Source organism: Achromobacter sp. 2789STDY5608615 (assembly GCF_001298995.1).
Classification (GTDB): Bacteria; Pseudomonadota; Gammaproteobacteria; order Burkholderiales; family Burkholderiaceae_B; genus Achromobacter; species Achromobacter insuavis.
Genome location: NZ_CYTY01000024.1, coordinates 80,525 through 100,351 on the forward strand (window position 1 = coordinate 80,525; position 19,827 = coordinate 100,351).

Below are 19,827 nucleotides of genomic sequence, written 5' to 3' on the forward strand. Positions count from 1 at the left end.
GGGCGGCCACGGGCCGCGACAGCGCGCAGCCATCGAGGAAGTTGATCAGGGTGGGATTGCGCAGGATCAGGCCGTTGGCGGCGTAATAGGCTTCATCCGAGGCCGTCAGGTCGGCCACGGCCGGCGCCACGATCGGCGTGGTCGGCAGGATCAGCGCGTCGTAGCCGGCGATGCGGCGGTCGACGGCGGCGACCCAGGCTTCGCGCGCGTCCAGCAGGTCCAGGTAGTCGGCGGCGCCCATGTCCTTGCCGCGCATGATGCGCGACACCACGCGCGGATCGTAGCGCTTGCCGGCGCGGGCGATCAGGTCGCGGTGCCAGGCCCAGGCCTCGGCGGCGGTGAAGCCGCCCTTGGCGTTGATGCCGGCCAGTTCGGCGAATTCCGGAATGGCGATCTCGTCGACCAGGGCGCCGGCCTCGACCAGCCGCGCCACGGTGCGCGCGAAGGTGTCGGACACGTGCTTGTCCATGGCGTCCAGCGCCAGCGTCTTGGGCACCGCCAGGCGCAGGCCGCGCAGCGGCAGCGCCTCGGGCACCGGACCGCCCTCGCCCGACAGGATGGCGTCCAGCTCGGCGCAGCAGCGCACGCTGGCGGCGATGGGGCCGATGGAATCCAGGTTGGCCGACAGCGGCAGCACGCCTTCCATCGACACGCGCCAGGCGCTGGGCTTGAAGCCGGTCAGGCCGCACAGCGCGGCCGGGATGCGCACCGAGCCGCCGGTGTCCGATCCGATGGCGGCCACCGCCATGCCGTCGCTCACCGAGACCGCGGCGCCCGACGACGAACCGCCGGGAATGCGGCCGGTGGCGCGGTCCCAGGGGTTCAGCGGGGTGCCGTAATGCGGGTTGATGCCCAGGCCCGAATAGGCGAATTCGGTCATGTTGGTGCGGCCGATGATGACCGCGCCGGCGGCGATCAGGCGCTGCACCACTTCGGCGTTGGCGTCGGCCGCGGGTTCGCCCTCGCGCGCCACCGAGCCGGCCATGGTGGTCTCGCCCTCGATGTCGAACAGGTCCTTGATGCTGATCGGCAGGCCCTCGATGGCCGAGCGCACGATGCCGGCGGCGCGCAGCGTGTCCGAGGCGCGCGCCTGGGCCAGCGCCGACTCGGCGTACAGGCGGGTGAAGGCGCGGGCGCCCTCGCCGGCCGGATCGGCGGCGCGCGCCAGGGCGGCCTCGGTCAGTTCAACGGAAGTGGTGCGGCCGTCGTTCAGGGCGGCGGTCAGGTCATTCAGGGTCGAAAGCATACGGTTCCAGGGGGCCGCGGGGCGGCATGAAAAGTGTTGGACCGGCGCGCCCCGCCGGGGCGCGTCATGGCAATCAGGGCGCCTGCCGGGCGTCAGGCCACCACCGGCAGGATCTCGACATGATACCGGTGGCGCAGGCTGCGTTGGCGGCGCGGATCGAACAGTTCCATGGTGAATTCCGCCGACGGGCGGATGCCGCCGATGGCGCCGACGGTGCCGCAGGTCATGCCGGCGCCTTCGGGCAGCGTCGCGGCGCCGCCGGTGTAGCCGGCGATCAGGTCCTGCGGCGTGCGCAGCGAGGCCAGCGGGCCCTCCTGGTACAGCACCTCGGCGCCGTTCTCGACGATGTACGAACGGATCACCAGCTCGTCCCAGTAACCGGCCACGTCGGCCAGGCGCCAGGCCGTCGTCGCCACCGGCTTGACGCAGACCTGCTTGGACATGGCCACGCTGACCGTCTCCAGCTTGCGGTCGGTGTGGTCGGACGCGATGCTGACGTACATCTCGCCGTCGGCCGCGAACACGAAGGTCTCGACCTCGCCGGACGAATCGCCGCCCACCGCCTGCACCTGTTCGGCCTGGGTCAGCTGGTTGTCGGCGATGCGGTAGTACAGCGGCACGCTGGTGGGACGCGGCACGCCGATGGCGGCCAGTTCCTCGATATGGTGCTCGATGGCGGCGATGTCGCGCCCGGCCCAGCCGGCCACGATGAGGGTGTTGAAGTCCACCTCGACCTGGCGGGGGGAATCGGCTTCGATCTGGAATACGGCTTTCATGAAAAGTCCTGCGGAGGAAAACGGGGAGGAATGGGCGCGGCGACGCGGCCGCGCCCGAAGGGAGACAGGGGCTAGCCGAACACCCGCGGCAGCCACAAGGCCAGGTCGGGCCACCACGACAGCAGCGCCAGCATCACGAACATGGCCAGCACGAACGGCAGGCTGCCGACGATCACGGCGCTCATCGAGCCGCTCTTGCGCAGGCTCTGCACCACGAACAGGTTCAGCCCCACCGGCGGCGTGATCAGCGCGGCCTCGACCAGGATGATGATGATGATGCCCAGCCAGATCGGGTCGTAGCCCAGCGCGATCATGATGGGCGCGACGATCGGGATCGTCGTGATCATCATCGACAGGGTCTCCATGAAGCAGCCCAGCACCAGGTAGAACACGATCACGATCAGCAGCATCCAGCCCGGCGACAGGCCCAGCCCGGTGATGGACTGGGTCAGCGCGTCGGTCAGGCCGGTGGCGGACATGACGAAGTTCAGGAAGCTCGCGGCCACCACGATCAGCATGATCATGGCGGTCGAGCGCATGGTGCCTTCCATCGCCTCGCGCAACATGGTCCAGGTCAGGCGGCGGAACCAGGCGGCCAGCAGCAGCGCGCCCAGCACGCCCAGCGCGGCCGCCTCGGTCGGCGTGGCCAGGCCGGCATAGATCGAGCCCACCACCAGCAGGAAGATGCCCATCGGCGGCGCCAGGTGCACCAGGCTGGCGAAGCGCTGGCCCCAGGTGGCCTGGATCTTCTTGCCGCCCCAGGACGGCTTGGCCACGCAGGCGATCATCACCGTCAGCATGAACAGCGCCGCCATGGCGAAGCCGGGGATGATGCCGGCCAGGTAGAGCTTGGGCACCGACGAATTGGTCAGCACGCCATAGATCACCAGGTTGATCGACGGCGGAATCAGGATGCCGAGCGTGCCGCCGGCGGCCAGGCTGCCCAGGAACAGCGGCTCGTTGTAGCCGTACTTGCGGATCTGCGGGATCGCCACCGTGCCCACGGTCGCGGCGGTGGCCACGCTGGAGCCGGAGGTGGCCGAGAACAGCGTCGAGGCGCCGATGTTGGCGTGCATCAGGCCGCCCGGCAGCCACGACAGCCACAGGCTCATGGCGCCGTACATGCGCTCGGCGAAACCGGCCCGCAGCAGCACTTCGCCCAGCATGATGAACAGCGGAATGGCGACCAGCAGGAATTCGTTGTTGGTGCTCCACGAGACTTCGCCGATCGCGCGCGACAGCGGCAGCATGGAGAACAGCGGATCCAGCATCAGGCCCAGCACTCCCAGGGCGGCGCCCACGGGGATGGACAGGCCGATCAGGACCAGCAACAGGGTCAGGGCGGTTGCGATCATGCCGTGGCTCCCTTGACCATGCGCTCGCCGGCGGCGGCTTCTTCGTCGGCTTCTTCCTGCGCCGAGCGCACGCCGCAGATTTCCTTGACCAGCTCGATGTCGCCCGTCACCAGCGCGGCCGAGGCGCGCGCCAGCATCAATGCCACGGTGATGCACATCCAGGCCAGGCCCAGCAGCCACAGGCCCTGCGGAATCCACAACGGCGTGGCCAGCGGCGTGTTGGCGGCGGACTTCTGGGTCCACGACATCTGCACCACTTCAAAAGCGTAATAGGTCAGGAACACCATGAAGACCGCCAGGGCCACCATGGAAATCCAGTCGAGCACGGCCGACACGCGCACCGGCAGCTTCTGGTAGAGCACATCGACCCGCACGTTGGCGCGTTGCAGCGTGGCGAAGGCCAGCGCCCAGGAGGTGCTGATGGCAAAGGCGTAGCTCGACAGCTCGTCGGCGCCGCCGGTGTTGAAGCCCAGGAATTTGCGGGCCAGCACATCGAAGGAAATGAGCAGCACGCTGGCGATGGTCAGCGCGCCGCCCGCCCACACCGCGACGCGCGAGAATGTCTCGGCGCGCCGCAGCAGCCCGCCCAGCAGGCGGAAGTGTTCGGTTCGGGTCATGGGAAAAACCTCTGCGGCCGGATGCGGCCTTGATGATGAATCGCGGGCGCGCCGCCGCCAGCGGCGGCGCGCCGTCGCGCTTACTTGCTGGCGGTCACGCCGAGCGTCTTGCCGACGGTGGCGTTGAAGTCCTTGACGCACTGCGCCGAGCAACGCGCGGCCCACTTGGGCAGCACGGCTTCCTGGGTCACCTTCTTGAGCAGTTCGCGGTCGGCGTCCGAGGGCTGCACCAGCACCATCTTGCCCTTGACCGGGAACGGGCAAGCCGCCGCGCCGGTGTTGCAGTCATAGCCTTCCTGGGTCTGGCGCGCCGCGGCGTCCCAGATGTTGTCGACCAGCGTCTTGACGTTGGCCTGCAGGAAGGTGCGCACGTTGGGGTCGAGCTTGTCCCAGGCCTTCTGGTTGACGGCGTGGATCTGCTGGTTCCAGTTGATCGGCAGCGCCACCAGGTGGGTCGAGACTTCGTACCACTTGGCCGAGTAGCCCGACAGCGAACCGGTGATGGCGCAATCGACCACCTTGTTCTGCAGCGCCGGCACCACTTCGCCGAACGCCATGGTGACGCTGGAGCCGCCCAGCGCTTCCACGAATTCGGCGGTGGTGCGGCTGCTGGTGCGGACCTTCTTGCCCTTGATGTCGGCCAGGCCCTTGATCTCGGCGTTGCAGAACAGCACCTGCGCCGGATAGGTGGAGATGCCCAGCAGCTTGACGTTGCTGCCCTCGCCGTACAGGCGCGCATAGACCGGCTCGAAGGCGTTGGTCACCTCGCGCGCCGTCTTCACGTCCGGCGCCAGGCCGGCCAGGTCGATGGCTTCGTTGATCGGGTTGTCGCTGGCGAAGTACGACAGCGTGGCGGTGCCGAACTCGACCACGCCGGTGGACATCAGGCGCAGCAGTTCCGGGCCCTTCAGGCCCATTTCATTGAAACCCTTGATGTCCGCCGTGACCTGGCCCTTGGACGCGTCCGGAATGGTCTTGGTCCAGAACGGCTTTTCGTAATCGTTGTAGGCGGTCAGGTTGGACAGGCCGCCGACCACCTTCAGGTGGGTCTTGGGCAGGTCTTGCGCCTGGGCGGCGCCGGCCAACAGGCTGGCGGCGACGGCGGCGAGAGCGAGCGACTTCTTCATGGACGAAAACTCCTGGCTGGCGGGATGGTCTGCGCGCGCGGGTCCCCGTTACCTTGAGCGCGCGGGTAAGAATCGGTACGTCAGAGGAGCAAACGATTTCCCCCGGAGCCTGTCGAGGCAGGCGATCTTCTTGATGTGCCGCCATTGCAGCGTCAGGGGCGTCCAGCGTCCAATCGTAAGTTGCGATGTGGGGGTATAAATATTTCTTGGGTCTCATGGCGGCGGAACCCGCCACCGGCCGCAAAGCCAGCAACCATGCGGCCTGGCGGGCAATCGCGACAACGCGCGGCCGGCGCGCGCACGGCCGCCGCGACGCGGCCGCGCACACGCTGCTGGGGAAAACACCTAGGTTGGATCGGCCGCGCCAGCGCGCGCCGGACGCGGCATTGCCGTACTAGGCGGGCACGCCGTCGCCGGCCTGCGCCGCGACCTTCTGCGCCATCTGCGCGATCAGGCGCACCGCGTGGCTGTCGGGCCCCTGCACCCAGGTGGCGGTGAAGCTCAGCTCGGGCAGCGGATCCGCGTCGACCCGCAGGATGCGCAGTTCGCCGCGCGCCAGCTCCTTGCCCAGGAACACCGGCGCGATGACGCTGGTGCCGATGCAGTCCTGCGTCATCCGCACCACCATGGACATCGAGGCGCTGCCGTACATGCGCGGCGAGACCACGCCGGCGCGCGTCAGCATGTCGCGCACCACGCGGTACGGCGCGCTGTTGGACGGATAGGTCACGATCGGCAGCCGCGCGATGCGCTCCAGCGTCAGCGGCTCGGGCCCCAGGTCCAGCAAGGGACTGGCGACCCAGGCCAGCGGATAGGTGCACAGCGGCAGGTTCTCGACCCGCGCCTCCAGCACCGGCCCCATCAGGAAGGCCAGGTCGATCTGCCGCGCCATCAGGTGCGAGCGCAGCACGTGCGTGGTGTCGACCTCGATCTCCAGCACCAGCGCCGGATACGAGGCGCGCACCAGTTCGATCAGCGTCGGCAGCCAGGTCTGCACGATGGTCTCGGCCACGCCGATGCGCACCGTGCCGGTCATCACGTTCTGCTCGCGCGCGGCCTCGAACATGTCGCGCCGCACCTGCAGCATGCGTTCGGCGTGCGACAGCAGTTCGTGGCCCTTGCCGGTGAGCTTGACGCCGCGCGCGTCGCGCTCGAACAGGCGCACGCCCAGGTCGGCCTCGAGCGAGGCGATGCGTTGCGAGACCGCCGGCTGCGTGGTGTTGAGCTTGTCGGACGCGGCGCGGAAGCTGCCCAGCGTGGCGACCCAGAAAAACGTTTCTATATTGCGTAGTTCGATCATGAACCTTTCCCCCTGCCGCGATGAGCGTATCATGTCAGCCGCCCCGTGGCCCCGCCCACGGCCCCCTAGCGCACAAGGAGCCTGTCCATGTCCCCGGCCGATACCGGTCGCCCGCGTCCCGCCGCCAGCGGCCCGCTCGTCGGGATCCTGTTGCTGGTGCTGTCGATGTGGACGCTGTCCTGCCTGGACGCCAGCGGCAAATGGGTCATGAACGCGGGCGTGCCGCTGCTGGTGCTGTCGTGGTTCCGCTATGCCGTGCACCTGGTGCTGGTGCTGGCGCTGGTGCTGCCGACCCGGGGCGTCGGCATCCTGCGCAGCAACAAGCCGCGCGAACAGCTCCTGCGCGGCGGCTCGATGTTCCTGGCCACGCTGATGTTCTTCACCACGCTCAGCTATATTCCGCAGGCCGAGGCCACCGCCATCAACTTCCTGGCGCCGCTGCTGGTGCTGTCGCTGGCGCCCTGGATCCTGAAGGAACCGGCGCGCATGTCGCGCTTCGTCGCCGCGGGCATCGCCTTCATCGGCGTCATCATCGTCATCCGCCCGGGCGGCGGCCTACATCCGGTCGGCACCATTTTCGGCCTGCTGACGGCCTGTTGCTTCGCCGCCCAGTTCATCGCCACGCGCCGCGTGGCCGGCGACGATCCGTTCACCTCGCTGATCTGGAGCGGCGCGGTCGGCACCGGCTGCCTGACGCTGGCCCTGCCCTTCATCCTGCCGCCCGCCCTGCCGGTGCTGCAGGCGCTGACGCCGCTGGACTGGACGCTGCTGATCTCCACCGGGGTCACCGGCGGCCTGGGCCACCTGTTCCAGATCGCCGCCTACCGCCGCGCGCCGGCCTCGACCCTGGCGCCCTTCATCTACCTGCAGATCATCAGCGCCACCACGGTCGGCTGGCTAGTCTGGGACCACTTCCCCGATCCCCTGACCTGGCTCGGCATCGCCATCATCTGCGCCAGCGGCATCGGCATCGGCCTGGTGGAATGGCGCCGCGGCCGCGCCCGGGCCGCCGCGGCGGCCTGATCCGCGTCACGCACAGGCCGGGCTGCCCGGCGGCCGGCGCCGTTGGCTCCCGTACAATGCCGGGCGTCTCTCGCGCCTGCGCGCGGCACCCTCCCGGCATTTCCAGAACGAGGTCTCCATGATCATCAAACCCCGCGTGCGCGGCTTCATCTGCGTCACCACCCATCCCGTCGGCTGTGAGGCCAACGTCAAGCAGCAGATCGACTACGTCCGCGCCCAGGGCCCGATCGCGGGGGGGCCGAAACGCGTGCTGGTGATCGGCGCGTCCACCGGCTATGGCCTGGCGGCCCGCATCAGCGCCGCCTTCGGCTGTGGCGCCCAGACCCTGGGCGTGTTCTTCGAGCGCCCCGGCGAGGCCGCCAAGGCCGGCACCCCGGGCTGGTACAACAGCGCCGCCTTCGACAAGTTCGCCAGCGCCGAGGGCCTGTACGCCAAGAGCATCAACGGCGACGCCTTCTCCGATGCCATCAAGACCCAGACCATCGCCGCCATCAGGCAGGACCTGGGCCAGGTCGACCAGGTGATCTACAGCCTGGCCGCGCCGCGCCGCACCCATCCGGTCAGCGGCGCGGTGTTCAACTCGACCCTCAAGCCGGTCGGCCAGGCGGTCACGCTGCGCGGCCTGGATACCGACAAGGAAGTCATCAAGGAATCGGTGCTGGAACCTGCCACCCAGGAAGAGATCGACGCCACGGTGGCGGTGATGGGCGGCGAGGACTGGCAGATGTGGATCGACGCCCTGCTGGAGGCCGGCGTGCTGGCCGAGGGCGCCACCACCATCGCCTTCACCTACCTGGGCGAGAAGATCACCCACGACATCTACTGGAACGGCTCGATCGGCGCCGCCAAGAAAGACCTGGACCAGAAGGTGCTGGACATCCGCGCCAAGCTGGCCGCGCGCGGCGGCGATGCCCGCGTCTCGGTGCTGAAGGCGGTCGTGACCCAGGCCAGCTCGGCGATCCCGATGATGCCGCTGTACCTGTCGCTGCTGTTCAAGGTCATGAAGGAAAAAGGCACGCACGAGGGCTGTATCGAGCAGGTCTACGGCCTGTATCGCGACAGCCTGTGCGGCGCGGCGCCGATCCTGGACGCCGAGGGCCGGTTGCGCGCGGACTACCTGGAACTAGACCCGGCCGTGCAGGCGCAGGTGCAGGCGCTGTGGCACCAGGTGACCGAGTCCAATCTGTATGAACTGACCGATTTCGCCGGCTACAAGCGCGATTTCCTGCGCCTGTTCGGGTTCGAGATCGACGGGGTCGATTACAACGCCGATGTCGACCCGGACGTGAAGATCCCCGGCCTGATCAACGCCTGAGGCGGGTCGGACCGGGCCGCGGACAGCGCGGCCCGCGCGCCGTCCGCTTACGCGGCGCGGGCGGCGAACAGGCGCAGCAGCTGATCCAGCCCGCCCTGGTCGATCGCCACCTTGGCCTCGCGCCGCACCGCCGGCTTGGCGTGGTACGCCACCGACAGGCCGGCCGTGCGCAGCATCGGCAGGTCGTTGGCGCCGTCGCCCACCGCGATGGCGCGCTCCGGCCCCACGCCCAGCGCCGCGCACACTTCCAGCAGCTTGCGGCGCTTTTCCTCGCCGTCGCACAGATCGCCCCAGGGCTGCGGCAGCAACCGCCCGGTCAGGCGCCCATTCTCGATCTCCAGCACGTTGGCGCGCACGTCGTCCAGCCCCAGGCGCGCCCGCAGCCGGTCGGTGAAGCAGGTGAAGCCGCCCGTCACCAGCAGGCAGAACAGCCCGGCGGCCTTGCACGCGGCGATCAGCGTCTCCACGCCCGGGTTAAGCGTCAGGCGCCGGTCGTAGACCTCGTCCAGCGCTTCGGCCGGCATGCCGGCCAGCAGCGCCACGCGCTGCCGCAGGCTTTGCTTGTAGTCGACGATCTCGCCGCGCATGGCCGCTTCCGTCAGCGCGGCCACCTCGGCCTTCTTCCCCATCAGGTCGGCCATCTCGTCCAGCGTCTCGATGGCGATCAGGGTCGAATCCATGTCGAAGGCGATGACCTTGTAGTCCGACAGCGCCAGCGGCGGTTCGATGCCGCGCCAGTGCAGGCCGGCGTCGCTCTGGAAATCTTGCATGGGCAATCCTTCTATTGCTCGGGTAGCGGATGGCCGGCCTCGCGGCCCAGCCAGTCGATGAAATGGCGCGCCGCGGCCGCCGCCGGCGCGTCCGGGCGGAACAGCGCATGGACGCCGGCATTGGGCAGGCGCGGCTGCAGGAACAGCGGCCGCAGCCGGTCGGCGCGCAGGTCGTCCTGCAGCAGGCACCACGGCGCCAGGGCGATGCCCAGGTCGTTCATGGCGGCCTGCATGCACAGGAATTGATGGTCGAACACCGGCCCGGGCAGTTGCGCCGGCACGTCCACCTTGGCCAGCGCGAACCAGCGCGGCCAGTGATCCATGCCGCCCGCCACCTTGAGCAAGGGATGCCCCAGGCAATCGGTCGGCGTGGCCAGCCGGTTGCGTTCGATGAAGCGCGGCGAGGCCACCGGCACGTGGAAGTCATCCAGGCAATGCACGCAGGCCATCTCGGCGTGCGCCACGTAGCCATGCCGGATCTGCACGTCGCTGCCGGCCTCGTCGCCGCGGTCCAGGAACGACCGGCCCTGCGTGGTCAGCTGCACGTCGATGCCCGGATGCAGCGCCTGGAACGCCGACAGGCGCGGAATCAGCCATTTCATGGTGAGCGACGGCGTGGCGCTGACGCGCAGCACGCCGCCATGACCGGGCGAGCGCAGCTTGGCGGTGGCCGCTGCGATGCGCTCCAGGCTGGCCTGGACCTCGGGAAAATACGCCTGCGCGCACGGCAGCAGCGTGACGCCGCGGGCCTCGCGCGCGAACAGCGGCTGGCCGACGTAGTCTTCCAGGATGCGGATCTGCTGGCTGACCGCGCTGTGCGTGATGCTCAACTCGTCGGCCGCCGCGGTGAAACTGCGCAGGCGCGCCGCGGCCTCGAATACCCGCAAGGCTTTCAGCGGCGGCAGGCTCGGGCCCGCCATCTCAGGCGACGCCCGCCCGTGCGCCACCCCGGCGCAAGGCTTTGCTGCTAGTTCCCACGATTTCCCTTGTCGTCTGTTTTTTGCCGGCGCCGCGCGAGGCGGCGCCGTGGCTATGAGCCGCATTCTAGGGGATTGCGGCGCAGCCGACCTCTTAGAAAAACTAACGCCAGCTCTTAAAAAACACCGCTGGTCGCGGCGCGGCGGGGTTCCTATGATGCGCACAATCCCAGGCAGGAAGCTCTCATGGCATCGATCACAGTAGACGGCATCATCAAGACATTCGGCGGCCAGCAGGTCCTGCGCGACCTGTCGCTGCACATTCCCGACGGCGCGTTCTACACGCTGCTGGGCCCCAGCGGCTGCGGCAAGACCACCCTGCTGCGCTGCATCGCCGGTTTCTACGCGCCCGACGGGGGCCGCCTGCTGTTCGACCAGGACGACGTCACGCACGTGTCGGCGCACCGCCGCGACATCGGCATGGTGTTCCAGGACTACGCGCTGTTCCCCGACAAGACCGCCTTCGACAACGTCGCCTACGGCCTGCGCGCCCGCGGCGTGGCCCGCGCCGAGATCAAGCGCCGCGTCGACGAGGCGCTGGACAAGGTCGGCCTGGCGGCGCTGGCCGACCGCTATCCGGCGCAGATGAGCGGCGGCCAACGCCAGCGCGTGGCGCTGGCGCGCGCCCTGGTGATCCGGCCGCGCGTGCTGCTGATGGACGAGCCGCTGTCGAACCTGGACGCCAAGATGCGCCTGCAGATGCGCGACGTCATCCTCGACCTGGTGCGCGAGGCCGGCATCACCACCGTGTTCGTGACCCACGACCAGGAGGAAGCCCTGGCCATGTCCGACCGCATCGCCATCATGGACCACGGCAGCATCGCCCAGCTGGGCACGCCGGAAGACCTGTACGGCACGCCGGTCAACGCCTACGTGGCCGACTTCATCGGCTCGGCCAACGTGATCCCGGTGCCGGCCCGCGGCGGCCTGGCCGGCGCGCCGGCCGGCCACGTGCGCTACGAGCTGTGCGGCCTGGGCTTTGACGGCACGCTCGGCAGCGCCGCGCTGGCCGAGCGCTCGGTGCTGATCGCCCGCCCCGAGGAACTGGCCCTGATGGCGCCGGCGCCCTACGTGCCCAACACACTGCCCGGCAAGGTGCTGCGGCGCCAGTACCTGGGCTTCAAGACCGCCTACCGCATCGCGCTGCAGGACGGCTCGGAAATCCGCGTGGAGCTGCACGCGGGCAACATGGTGGCGCAGTTCCAGCCCGGCGAGGCCGTGCAGGTGCTAATTCCCGCCGACAGCCGCGTCGTCAACGCCTGAGGACCGCCACGCCATGAAAATCAAATGGTGGCCCTGGGGCATCCTGACGGCAATCAGCCTGGCGCTGCTGCTGTTCTTCGTGCTGTATCCGCTGGCGGTGCTGTTCAGCAACAGCGTCACCGGCCAGGACGGCGGCTTCTCGCTGGAGGGCTTCCGCGCCCTGCTGGCCGACTCGCAATACCTGGAGGCCTTCGGCAACACGCTGGTGCTGGGGCTGGTGGTGACCACCTGCACCATCCTGGTGGGCGTGCCGTTCGCCTACATGGTGGCGCGCTACGACTTCCCGCTCAAGAACCTGGTGGCGATCCTGCCGGTGCTGACCATCGTCATTCCCGAGATTATCGTCGGCCAGTCGTGGCTGCTGGTGCTAGGCAACAACGGCATCCTGACCAACCTGCTGGGCGACGCGGGCATCTCGCTGCCGTCGTTCTACGGCTGGACCGGCATGGTGTTCTCGATGACGCTGGTCTACTACACCTACATCTACCTGGGCGTGCTGGCCGCGTTGCGCGGCTTCGACGGCCAGCTGGAGGAAGCCGGCCTGAGCCTGGGCACGCCGCCGCTGATGACGCAGTTGCGGGTGCTGGTGCCGGTGCTGCTGCCGGCGGTGCTGGTGAACGCGCTGGTGGTGTTCACGCTGGTGGTCGGCAACTTCGCGCTGGCCATGCTGCTGGGCAGCCGCGTGCCGCTGCTGTCGGTGATGACCTACAACACCTTCGTCAGCGAAATGGGCGGCAGCCCGACGCTGCAGAGCGCCATGTCGGTGGTGTCGATCGCCATCGTCGCCATCGTGCTGTTCGTGCAGAAGCGCGTGGTCGAGCGCAAGGTCTACACCATGACCCAGGGCCGCGCGCCGGCGGCGCGCCGGGTGCGGTCGTGGCAGGCGATGCTGTACACCGGCGGCGTCGGCCTGGTGATCCTGCTGTCGCTGCTGCCGCTGATCGTGGTGTTCATCGCCGCCTTCACCAAGACCAGCGGGCCGGTGATGCATTGGGGCTCGTGGTCGCTGGCCAGCATGCAGCGCGCCCTGCATGGCGCGCCCGAGCCGATCCTGAATTCGCTCAAGTTCGCCTCGCTGGCCACGGTGACGGGCGTGGCCTTCGCGGTGCTGGTGAGCTACCTGACCATCAAGAAGCGCAGCGCCTTCACCCAGGTGCTGGACTACATCGTGGTGCTGCCGCTGACCATCTCGGGCACGGTGCTGGGCATCGCGCTGGTGCAGACCTTCAACACCGGCTGGCTGGTGCTGGCGGGCACCTCCGGCATCATGGTGCTGTGCTACGCGGTGCGGCGCCTGCCGTTCGCGGTGCGCAACGCCTCGTCGGTGCTGTTCAACATTCCCGACTCGATCGAGGAAGCCTCGATCAGCCTGGGCGTGTCGCCGCTGATGACCTTCTTCAAGGTCATCCTGCCGGCCATGAAGGCCTCCATCATCTCGGCCGCCATCCTGATGTGGCTGACCACGATTTCCGAGCTGTCGGCCTCGATCGTGGCCTACAGCGGCGGCCTCGAAACCATGCCGATCGCCATCTTCCGCCAGGTCGACGGCGGCCGCCTGGGCATGGCCTCGGCCTATGGCGCGGCGCTGGTCACGGTGATCGTGCTGCCCATCATCGTGTCGGTCAAGGCGTTCCGCATCAAGCTGTTCTCCGGCAAATAACCCGCATCCACAAAGGCTCACCATGCACCTCAAACACTTCCTGCAAACCGGCCTGCTGGCCGCCATCCTGGCCTCGGGCGCCGCGCACGCGCAGAACGTGGTCCTGTACTCGTCCAACAACACCGAGACCATCGAGACCGCGCTCGACGCCGTCAAGAAGCAGTCGCCCAAGCTGAACGTGCAGCCGGTCACCGGCGGCACCGGCACCATGATGAAGCGCATCGAAGCCGAGGCGCAGAACCCGCGCGGCGACCTGTTCTGGAGCGGCGGCTTCGGCACGCTGGGCGCTTACCGCCAGCACTTGCAGCCCTACCGCTCGGCCGACATCGACAAGATCCCGGCCGAGTTCCGCGGCCCCGACGACCTGTGGGTCGGCACCAACGTCCACATCATGGTGCTGATGGTCAACGAGCGCCAGCTGAAAGGCCTGGCGGCGCCCGCCACCTGGTCCGACCTGATGCAACCGCAGTGGAAGGGCAAGTTCGCCATCACCGATCCGTCCAAGAGCGGCACCGCCTACATGCTGGTCTACGGCCTGTACAAGCAGTTCGGCCAGGAAGGCCTGGACAAGATCGCCGCCAACGCCGTGGTCACGGCCTCGTCCGGCACCACCTACAAGGGCGTGGCGGCCGGCGAATACGCGGTCGGCATGACGCTGGAATACGCCGCCCAGGAATACGTGGCCGGCGGCCAGAAGGAGATCAAGCTGGTCTACCCGACCGAGGGCAGCTACCTGGCGCCGGAAGGCATGTTCATCATCAAGGGCGCCAAGAACCTGGACGCCGCCAAGGCGCTGTACGACGGCCTGCTCAGCAAGGAGGCCCAGGAAGCGCAGCTGGTGAAGAATTTCCGCCGCCCGACGCGCACCGACATCGCGGTGGCCAGCCTGACCACCCTGCCCGACTTCAACAGCATCAAGATCTTCCCGGTGAGCCAGGACGCGGCCGCCAAGGAGTACGAAGCCGTGGTCACCGCCTGGAACCAGGCCGTGGCCAAGGCCAAGTAAGGTCCGCGCCAAAGGTCCAAGCCAAATGAAAACGCCACCTTCGGGTGGCGTTTTTGTTTCAGGCGGGTGTCGCGGGCGCAGGCCGCACGGGCCGCGGCGGCATCCCGCCTAGGCGGCCATGCGCCCGGCCGCCAGCACCACCTGCCGGCTGCAACGCGCCGCCAGCTGCGGATCGTGCGTCACCAACACCAGGGTGGTGCCGTGCTCGCGGTGCAGGTCGAACATCAGGTCGATGACCGTGACGCCGGTGGCGGCATCCAGGCTGCCGGTGGGTTCGTCGGCGAACAGCAGGTCAGGCTGCACCACGAAGGCGCGCGCCAGCGACACGCGCTGCTGCTCGCCGCCGGACAGGGTGCGCGGGTAGTGATGCAGGCGCGCCCCCAGCCCGACGCGTTCGAGCATGGCCTGGGCCGCCTCGCGCGCCGGCTGGCCCGCCAGTTCCAGCGGCAGCATGACGTTTTCCAGCGCTGTCAGGTTCGGCAGCAGCTGGAACGACTGGAACACGAACCCCACGTGATTGGCCCGCAGGCGCGCGCGGCCGTCCTCGTCCAGGGCGAACAGGTCCTGCCCCGCCAGGCGCACGCTGCCCTGGCTGGGAACATCCAGCCCGGCCAGCAGTCCCAGCAAAGTGGACTTGCCCGACCCGGAGCTGCCGGTGATGGCCACGGCGCTGCCCGCCGCCACCGTAAAATCGATGTCTTCCAGGATAGACAGCGTCCCGCCGGCATCGGCCACCCGCTTGCCCAGCCCTTTCACCTCGATCGAATTCTTGCTATCCATGCGCCTGATTCCCCTGATTCGCCGTTCACTACTGATATCCACGCTCGCCGCCGCCACCCTGGTGGCGCCCGCCCACGCTCAGACCGCCGCCGCGGCCCAGGGTTCCGCGCAACGCACCGTGCTGGTGGTGGGCGACAGCCTGGCCGCCGAGTACGGCATCAAGCGCGGCACCGGCTGGGTGCCGCTGCTGTCCGCGCGGCTTTCCGAACAATACCCGAAGTACAAGGTGGTGAACGCCAGCATCAGCGGCGACACCACCAGCGGCGGCGTCGCGCGCCTGCCGGCCCTGCTGCGCCAGCACGAGCCGGCGGTGGTGGTGCTGGAGCTGGGCTCGAACGACGCCCTGCGCGGACTGCCGCTGAACATGACGGAACAGAACCTGCGCGCCATGGCGCAAGCCGCGCGCAAGGCCGAGGCCGACGTGGTCATCGTCGGCATGCAGATCCCGCCCAACTACGGCCGCGACTACACCCAGCGCTTCGCCCAGGTGTTCCCCACGGTCGCCAAAGACGAAAACGCCCGGCTCGTGCCCTTCCTGATGGAAGGTATCGCAACGAACCGGGCGATGTTCCAGGCCGACGGCATCCATCCCAACGAGGATGCCCAGGCCCAATTACTGGACAATGTCTGGCCGGCACTGCGGCCCTTGCTGCAGTGACGCGGGCCTGAGCGGCCCGCGACCCGCCACGCGGCGGATCAACCCGCCGCCTGCTGCGAGGCGTCGCCGCCGCGGATGACGTCCGCGGCCGCCGGCAGCACCTGCACCTTGTATTCCTCGCGCAGCATGCGCACCAGGGCTTCGTTCTCGGCCTGGCCCCAGGCGCCCGCCAATTGCTGCGCCAGGCGTTCCTTGTCGGCGGCCTCGACCGTGCCGGCCTCGACCTTCTCCAGGCGCACCAGCGTGTAATCGGCGCCCGACTGCACGCCGGTGTAGGCCGGCAGCTTGGCGGCCGGCAGGCGCATCACGGCGTCCAGCACCGAGCGCGGCAGGTTCTTGGGATCCTGGCGCGACACCACCAGCGGACCGCCGAAGCCTTCCGGCGCCGCGGCCGGGTTGGCCTGGTCGGCCGCCAGCGCGGCTTCGCCGGCCTTCTTGGCGGCTTCGGCCGAACGCTCGTCCAGCAGCTTGGCGCGGATCGAATCGCTGACCTTGTCCAGCGCCGGCACGTGGGCCGGTTCGACCGCGGCCACGCGCACCGCCAGCATGGTGTCGGGCGACAGCTCGATCACGCCGGAATTCTGCTTTTCACGCAGCACGTCGGGCGAGAACAGCACCTGGCGCACGCGCGGGTTGTCCAGCAGCGCGGCGTCCGGGCTGTCGACCGCGGAGCCCGGGCCGGCCTGGTCGGCCGGCAACAGGCCTTCGCGCGTCACGCCCGAGGCGGTGCGCAGCTTCAGGCCGACCGCGTCGGCGGCGGGCTGCAGGCTGTCGCGCTGGTCGTAGACCTGCTTGTTCAGCTGGCTGGCCATTTCCGAGAAACGCACGGCGGCCAGTTGCTTGCGCACTTCGGCGGTGATCTGGCTCTTGACCTCGGCCAGCGGCTTGATCGAAGCCGGCTGGATATCCGTGACCTTGATCACGTGGAAACCCGACGGGCTTTCGACCACGCCCGACACCTGGTCCTTGGACTGGCTGAAGATCGCCTTTTCCAGCGGGCCGGACAGCATGCCCGGCGCCAGCCAGCCCAGGTCGCCGCCATTGGCGGCCGAACCGGCGTCCTGCGAATTCTTGCGGGCCAGCTCGGCGAACTGCGCCGGGTCGGCGGCGGCCTGCTTGGCCAGATCCTCGGCCTTGGCGCGGGCGGCCTTGCGCGCATCGTCCGAGGCGCCGGCGGGCACTTCGATCATGATGTGGCTGGCGCGGCGGCGCTCGGGCTGGCCGAAGCGGTTCTTGTTCTGCTCGTAGTACGAAGCCAGATCCTCGTCCTTGACCTGCACGCCTTCGGTGGCGGCGGCCTCGTTCAGCACCAGGTATTGCACCTGGACCTGCTCGGGAATCTGCAATTGCTGCTTGTTGGCGTCGTACCAGGCCTGGATGTCGGCCGGGGTGACGGTCACTTGCGAGCGGAAATCGGCGGCGGCGAAGCGGCGCAGCTGCACCGTGCGCTGCTGCGTCAGGGCGGTTTCGAGCGATGCCACCACTTCCGACGGCGCGCTGGCCGACTGGCCAACCGGCTCGAGCACGCGGGCCACGGCCAGATCACGGCGCAGGCCGGCTTCGAACGAAGTGGGCGACATGCCCTGGGCCGCCAGCACCTGGCGGTAGCGCTCGGGCGAGAAGCGGCCGTTGTCCTGCACTTCCGGGATCGCGGCGATGGTGTTGCGCAGCGTTTCATCGGACACCGAGAAACGGTTGTCCACCGCCACGTTCGCCAGCAGGCGCTGGTTGATCAGCTGGTTCAGCAGCGCTTCGCGCAGTTGCGGCGTGTCGATCACCGCCGGGTCGAACTGCGCGCCCAGGCGCTGGCGATACTGTTCAAGCTGGTTGCGGTGCGCCTGGTCGAACTCCGCGCGGGAAATGGGCTGGCCGGCGACAGTCGCCAGTTCAGGCTCCTTGCGCATGAAGCTCTCATAGCCCTGAATCCCGACGAGGAAGAAGGAAGGCACAATCAGAAGCAGCAGGATGAACTGCATCCAGCGCCGGTGGCTGCGAATAAATTCGAACATGGAATCCCTGTTGCCGCACTCGGGGGGAGACTTCCGCCCGGGCCGCACGAAAACGCATAAAAAAAGGCGAATCTCATTCGCCCTATTCCCATACCGGTCAAACCGGGTCAGCGGGCGGATTTTAGCATTTCTCATTCTTCCCGCAGCGTCTGCTTACATCGGCCCGCGCGACGCCCTTGCGCGCCCCGCGGCACACGCTTTCCACCCCCATGGAAGCCGGCCCCGGTCAACCCGGGAAACCCCGGTTTTCGCCTTCCGTCCCCACTCGTATCGTGAGCCTCGGGCCGCCACGCCGTGGCCGGCGCCTTCCTTCCCCTTTTTCATGCAGAGGTGACTTTCGATGCCGTACCCGTCCTCACGTCCGCTCGCCCTTCGCGCCCTTCTCGCGCTGGCCTGCCTCGGTGGCGCCGCCACCGTCCTGGCCGCCCCGGTGGCCGCCGTCCACGACGCCGCCCAGGGCCAGCAGCAGGCCATGCTCGACACCATGCGCGACCTGGTCAACATCGAATCGGGCAGCAAGGACGTCGAGGGCGTGGAGCGCATCGCCGCCCTGATCGCCGAGCGCTTCAAGGCCCTCGGCGGCAAGGTCGAGATCCTGCAGCCCGCCGACATCTTCCGCCTGGACGACACGCCCGAGCGCGTCGGCCCCATGGTGCACGCCGAGTTCAAGGGCAGCGGCCAGAAGAAGATCATGCTGATCGCGCACATGGACACCGTCTACCGCAACGGCATGCTCAAGGACCAGCCCTTCCGCATCGACGGCGACCGCGCCTACGGCCTGGGCATCGCCGACGACAAGCATGGCGTGGCCACCATCCTGCACACCGTGGCCCTGCTGCAGAAGCTGGACTTCAAGGACTACGGCACCCTCACCGTGCTGATCAACGGCGACGAGGAAATCAGCTCGCCCGGCGCCCGCGCCACCATCACCCGCCTGGGCGCCGACCAGGACGCGGTCTTCTCCTTCGAGGGCGGCGGCGCCGAGGGCCGCCTGACCCTGGCCACCAGCGGCATCGGCGCGGCCTACCTGACCGTGCAGGGCAAGACCTCGCACGCCGGCGCCCGTCCCGAGGGCGGCGTCAACGCCCTCACCGAGCTGTCCCACCAGATCCTGCAGCTCAAGGACCTGTCCAAGCCCGAAGAAGGCCTGAAACTGAACTGGACCGTGGCCCAGGCCGGCACCAACCGCAACGTCATCCCCGGCCAGGCCACCGCCCAGGCCGACGCCCGCGCCCTCAAGGTGTCCGATTTCGACGCGCTCGAGCGCACCCTGCAGGAACGCATCCAGAAGAAACTGCTGCCCGAGGCCAAGGTCAGCGTCAAATTCGAAGTGCGCCGCCCGCCCCTCGAAGCCACCCCCGCCTCGCGCGCCCTCGCCAACCACGGCGTCGCCATCTACCAGGAACTGGGCCTGCCCCTGAAAGTCGTCGACCGCGCCAGCGGCGGCGGCACCGACGCCGCCTTCGCCGCCCTCAAGGCCCGCGGCCCCGTCATCGAAGGCATGGGCCTGAGCGGCTTCGGCGCCCACTCCAACGACGCCGAGTACATCCAGATCCCCTCCATCGTCCCCCGCCTCTACCTGGCCACCCGCATGATCATGGACGTCTCCCAGGACAAGGCCCCGACGAAATAAGCCGCCCCCCGTCCACCACCACGCATGTCCCGCAAGGCCGCGCAGGGCGGCCTCGCGGGACGGGCGCCAGCAACTCCTCCGGGCCCCCGCCCCCCTTCCCACGAAGCCCAAGCACGCCCCCTCGCCCCGGCGGCGCCCCGAGCATTCACCGCCGCGAGCGGCGGCGGGGCCGTGGGGCGGGGCTGGGGCGTGTAGAGGCGCGCGCGACGGAATCCGAAGGAGCCGCAGGCGACGAGGATGAGGACGCGCTGTCCGGCGCGCACGCGTCGGACAAGCCTCGTAGCCCCGGCCCCGCCCCACGGCCCCGCCGCC

17 protein-coding genes are annotated in these 19,827 nt (G+C 68.9%); 7 read left to right on the plus strand and 10 right to left on the minus strand.

What is annotated here, in order from left to right; genetic code table 11:
- The 6 genes from AOZ49_RS20385 to AOZ49_RS20410 all read right to left on the minus strand — a co-directional run.
- Nucleotides 1-1,246 (minus strand): amidase (locus tag AOZ49_RS20385; RefSeq protein ID WP_082380509.1); only part of this gene is annotated, 1,246 nt, incomplete at its 3' end.
- A 92-nt stretch (nucleotides 1,247-1,338) separates the two neighbouring features.
- Entirely contained in the window at nucleotides 1,339-2,022 is a 684-nt protein-coding gene (locus AOZ49_RS20390; protein WP_054431384.1) for a DUF2848 domain-containing protein, read from the minus strand.
- Nucleotides 2,023-2,093: 71 nt separating this feature from the next.
- A complete protein-coding gene (locus AOZ49_RS20395) occupies nucleotides 2,094-3,377 on the minus strand; it encodes a TRAP transporter large permease (protein ID WP_054431383.1) in 1,284 nt (427 codons plus the stop codon).
- Nucleotides 3,374-3,994: a TRAP transporter small permease subunit gene (locus AOZ49_RS20400; protein ID WP_054431382.1), complete on the minus strand. Its 621-nt coding sequence runs from the start codon at nucleotides 3,992-3,994 to the stop codon at nucleotides 3,374-3,376. The genes AOZ49_RS20395 and AOZ49_RS20400 overlap by 4 nt, the downstream gene beginning before the upstream one ends.
- A gap of 80 nt (nucleotides 3,995-4,074) precedes the next feature.
- Nucleotides 4,075-5,121 carry a TRAP transporter substrate-binding protein gene (locus AOZ49_RS20405; protein ID WP_047992682.1) on the minus strand — a complete coding sequence of 349 codons (1,047 nt, stop codon included), beginning with the start codon at nucleotides 5,119-5,121 and terminating at the stop codon, nucleotides 4,075-4,077.
- 394 nt (nucleotides 5,122-5,515) lie between these two features.
- A complete protein-coding gene (locus AOZ49_RS20410; protein WP_054477417.1) occupies nucleotides 5,516-6,421 on the minus strand; it encodes a LysR family transcriptional regulator in 906 nt (301 codons plus the stop codon).
- A gap of 87 nt (nucleotides 6,422-6,508) precedes the next feature.
- On the opposite strand from AOZ49_RS20410, the gene AOZ49_RS20415 reads away from it, so the two are divergent.
- Both AOZ49_RS20415 and fabV read left to right on the plus strand, forming a co-directional pair.
- The gene (locus AOZ49_RS20415; RefSeq protein WP_054431380.1) at nucleotides 6,509-7,444 is read left to right on the plus strand and encodes a DMT family transporter; all 936 of its coding nucleotides are present in this window, start codon (nucleotides 6,509-6,511) and stop codon (nucleotides 7,442-7,444) included.
- Nucleotides 7,445-7,562: 118 nt separating this feature from the next.
- Nucleotides 7,563-8,759, plus strand: coding sequence for an enoyl-ACP reductase FabV (gene fabV, locus AOZ49_RS20420; RefSeq protein WP_054477418.1), 1,197 nt, complete (start codon nucleotides 7,563-7,565; stop codon nucleotides 8,757-8,759).
- 47 nt (nucleotides 8,760-8,806) lie between these two features.
- On the opposite strand, the gene serB is transcribed toward fabV, so the two are convergent.
- Nucleotides 8,807-9,529: a phosphoserine phosphatase SerB gene (gene serB, locus AOZ49_RS20425; RefSeq protein ID WP_054477420.1), complete on the minus strand. Its 723-nt coding sequence runs from the start codon at nucleotides 9,527-9,529 to the stop codon at nucleotides 8,807-8,809.
- A gap of 11 nt (nucleotides 9,530-9,540) precedes the next feature.
- The gene (locus AOZ49_RS20430; RefSeq protein ID WP_054431377.1) at nucleotides 9,541-10,449 is read right to left on the minus strand and encodes a LysR substrate-binding domain-containing protein; all 909 of its coding nucleotides are present in this window, start codon (nucleotides 10,447-10,449) and stop codon (nucleotides 9,541-9,543) included.
- A gap of 243 nt (nucleotides 10,450-10,692) precedes the next feature.
- Between AOZ49_RS20430 and AOZ49_RS20435 the strand changes: the two genes are divergently transcribed.
- The 3 genes from AOZ49_RS20435 to AOZ49_RS20445 are packed head-to-tail and all read left to right on the plus strand — an operon-like array spanning nucleotide 10,693 to nucleotide 14,435.
- On the plus strand, nucleotides 10,693-11,769 hold the full coding sequence (locus tag AOZ49_RS20435) for an ABC transporter ATP-binding protein (protein ID WP_054431376.1): 1,077 nt from the start codon (nucleotides 10,693-10,695) through the stop codon (nucleotides 11,767-11,769).
- 13 nt (nucleotides 11,770-11,782) lie between these two features.
- Nucleotides 11,783-13,429, plus strand: coding sequence for an ABC transporter permease (locus AOZ49_RS20440; protein WP_006388177.1), 1,647 nt, complete (start codon nucleotides 11,783-11,785; stop codon nucleotides 13,427-13,429).
- 22 nt (nucleotides 13,430-13,451) lie between these two features.
- Nucleotides 13,452-14,435 carry an ABC transporter substrate-binding protein gene (locus AOZ49_RS20445; RefSeq protein ID WP_054460652.1) on the plus strand — a complete coding sequence of 328 codons (984 nt, stop codon included), beginning with the start codon at nucleotides 13,452-13,454 and terminating at the stop codon, nucleotides 14,433-14,435.
- Nucleotides 14,436-14,543: 108 nt separating this feature from the next.
- Here the strand turns inward: AOZ49_RS20445 and AOZ49_RS20450 are convergent, their stop codons facing one another.
- Nucleotides 14,544-15,215, minus strand: a complete 672-nt coding sequence (locus AOZ49_RS20450; protein ID WP_054460650.1) for an ABC transporter ATP-binding protein — start codon at nucleotides 15,213-15,215, stop codon at nucleotides 14,544-14,546.
- Here AOZ49_RS20450 and AOZ49_RS20455 point away from each other — a divergent pair.
- Entirely contained in the window at nucleotides 15,214-15,873 is a 660-nt protein-coding gene (locus AOZ49_RS20455; protein ID WP_054477422.1) for an arylesterase, read from the plus strand. The two genes, AOZ49_RS20450 and AOZ49_RS20455, sit on opposite strands and share 2 nt — an antisense overlap.
- 38 nt (nucleotides 15,874-15,911) lie before the next feature.
- Here the strand turns inward: AOZ49_RS20455 and AOZ49_RS20460 are convergent, their stop codons facing one another.
- On the minus strand, nucleotides 15,912-17,882 hold the full coding sequence (locus tag AOZ49_RS20460; protein ID WP_054431372.1) for a SurA N-terminal domain-containing protein: 1,971 nt from the start codon (nucleotides 17,880-17,882) through the stop codon (nucleotides 15,912-15,914).
- Nucleotides 17,883-18,222: 340 nt separating this feature from the next.
- On the opposite strand from AOZ49_RS20460, the gene AOZ49_RS20465 reads away from it, so the two are divergent.
- Complete coding sequence (locus AOZ49_RS20465) at nucleotides 18,223-19,515, plus strand: M20/M25/M40 family metallo-hydrolase (RefSeq protein WP_054477424.1); 1,293 nt, start codon at nucleotides 18,223-18,225, stop codon at nucleotides 19,513-19,515.
- The last annotated feature ends 312 nt before the right edge of the window (nucleotides 19,516-19,827 follow it).

What these genes read in the sequence shown, in the direction of transcription:
- AOZ49_RS20430 (WP_054431377.1), bottom strand. Translation starts at nt 10,449, where the DNA reads ATGGCGGGCCCGAGCCTGCCGCCGCTGAAAGCCTTGCGGGTATTCGAG.
- AOZ49_RS20450 (WP_054460650.1), bottom strand. Translation starts at nt 15,215, where the DNA reads ATGGATAGCAAGAATTCGATCGAGGTGAAAGGGCTGGGCAAGCGGGTG.
- AOZ49_RS20415 (WP_054431380.1), top strand. Translation starts at nt 6,509, where the DNA reads ATGTCCCCGGCCGATACCGGTCGCCCGCGTCCCGCCGCCAGCGGCCCG.
- AOZ49_RS20460 (WP_054431372.1), bottom strand. Translation starts at nt 17,882, where the DNA reads ATGTTCGAATTTATTCGCAGCCACCGGCGCTGGATGCAGTTCATCCTG.
- fabV (WP_054477418.1), top strand. Translation starts at nt 7,563, where the DNA reads ATGATCATCAAACCCCGCGTGCGCGGCTTCATCTGCGTCACCACCCAT.
- AOZ49_RS20395 (WP_054431383.1), bottom strand. Translation starts at nt 3,377, where the DNA reads ATGATCGCAACCGCCCTGACCCTGTTGCTGGTCCTGATCGGCCTGTCC.
- AOZ49_RS20440 (WP_006388177.1), top strand. Translation starts at nt 11,783, where the DNA reads ATGAAAATCAAATGGTGGCCCTGGGGCATCCTGACGGCAATCAGCCTG.
- AOZ49_RS20435 (WP_054431376.1), top strand. Translation starts at nt 10,693, where the DNA reads ATGGCATCGATCACAGTAGACGGCATCATCAAGACATTCGGCGGCCAG.
- AOZ49_RS20400 (WP_054431382.1), bottom strand. Translation starts at nt 3,994, where the DNA reads ATGACCCGAACCGAACACTTCCGCCTGCTGGGCGGGCTGCTGCGGCGC.
- AOZ49_RS20465 (WP_054477424.1), top strand. Translation starts at nt 18,223, where the DNA reads ATGCCGTACCCGTCCTCACGTCCGCTCGCCCTTCGCGCCCTTCTCGCG.
- AOZ49_RS20455 (WP_054477422.1), top strand. Translation starts at nt 15,214, where the DNA reads ATGCGCCTGATTCCCCTGATTCGCCGTTCACTACTGATATCCACGCTC.
- AOZ49_RS20405 (WP_047992682.1), bottom strand. Translation starts at nt 5,121, where the DNA reads ATGAAGAAGTCGCTCGCTCTCGCCGCCGTCGCCGCCAGCCTGTTGGCC.
- serB (WP_054477420.1), bottom strand. Translation starts at nt 9,529, where the DNA reads ATGCAAGATTTCCAGAGCGACGCCGGCCTGCACTGGCGCGGCATCGAA.
- AOZ49_RS20445 (WP_054460652.1), top strand. Translation starts at nt 13,452, where the DNA reads ATGCACCTCAAACACTTCCTGCAAACCGGCCTGCTGGCCGCCATCCTG.
- AOZ49_RS20390 (WP_054431384.1), bottom strand. Translation starts at nt 2,022, where the DNA reads ATGAAAGCCGTATTCCAGATCGAAGCCGATTCCCCCCGCCAGGTCGAG.
- AOZ49_RS20410 (WP_054477417.1), bottom strand. Translation starts at nt 6,421, where the DNA reads ATGATCGAACTACGCAATATAGAAACGTTTTTCTGGGTCGCCACGCTG.